General features: G+C 59.1%; 1 rRNA gene. It reads right to left on the bottom strand.

Features of this window, described 5'->3' with window-relative positions:
• Nucleotides 1-51 precede the first annotated feature (51 nt).
• Nucleotides 52-745: ribosomal RNA gene (locus tag EPD81_RS10570) — 23S ribosomal RNA — on the bottom strand; the annotation flags it as partial.

Raw genomic sequence — 745 nt, 5'->3', positions numbered from 1 at the left:
GGGGTGTTGGGTGGGGGTGTGTGTGAGGGGTGGGGTGCATGGCACGGCTATAGGATCAAGCCGCACGGGCAATTAGTAGCGCTCAGCTCAAGCGGTTACCCGCCTTACACCTGCGCCCTATCGACGTGGTGGTCTTCCACGGCCCTTCAGGGGGGTCGAGCCCCCGGGGAAGTCTCATCTTGGGGGGGATTTCCCGCTTAGATGCTTTCAGCGGTTATTCCTTCCGCACTTAGCTACCCGGCGGTGCCACTGGCGTGACAACCGGTACACCAGAGGTGCGTCCACTCCGGTCCTCTCGTACTAGGAGCAGATCCCCTCAAACTTCCAGCGCCCACGGCAGATAGGGACCAAACTGTCTCACGACGTTTTAAACCCAGCTCACGTACCTCTTTAAATGGCGAACAGCCATACCCTTGGGACCGACTACAGCCCCAGGATGAGATGAGCCGACATCGAGGTGCCAAACACCGCCGTCGATGTGAACTCTTGGGCGGTATCAGCCTGTTATCCCCAGAGTACCTTTTATCCGTTGAGCGATGGCCCTTCCATACAGAACCACCGGATCACTAGGACCTGCTTTCGCACCTGTTCGGCTCGTCGGCCTCACAGTCAAGCACGCTTATGCCCTTGCACATACAGCACGATTTCCGACCGTGCCAAGCGTACCTTCGTGCTCCTCCGTTACCTTTTGGGAGGAGACCGCCCCAGTCAAACTGCCTGCCATGCACGGTCCCGGCACCGGATG

Source organism: Tepidiphilus sp. J10 (assembly GCF_006980785.1).
Lineage (GTDB): Bacteria > Pseudomonadota > Gammaproteobacteria > Burkholderiales > Rhodocyclaceae > Tepidiphilus > Tepidiphilus olei.
Note: the sequence above shows the minus strand (reverse complement) of the source record. Positions and strands in the feature narration are given on the sequence as shown.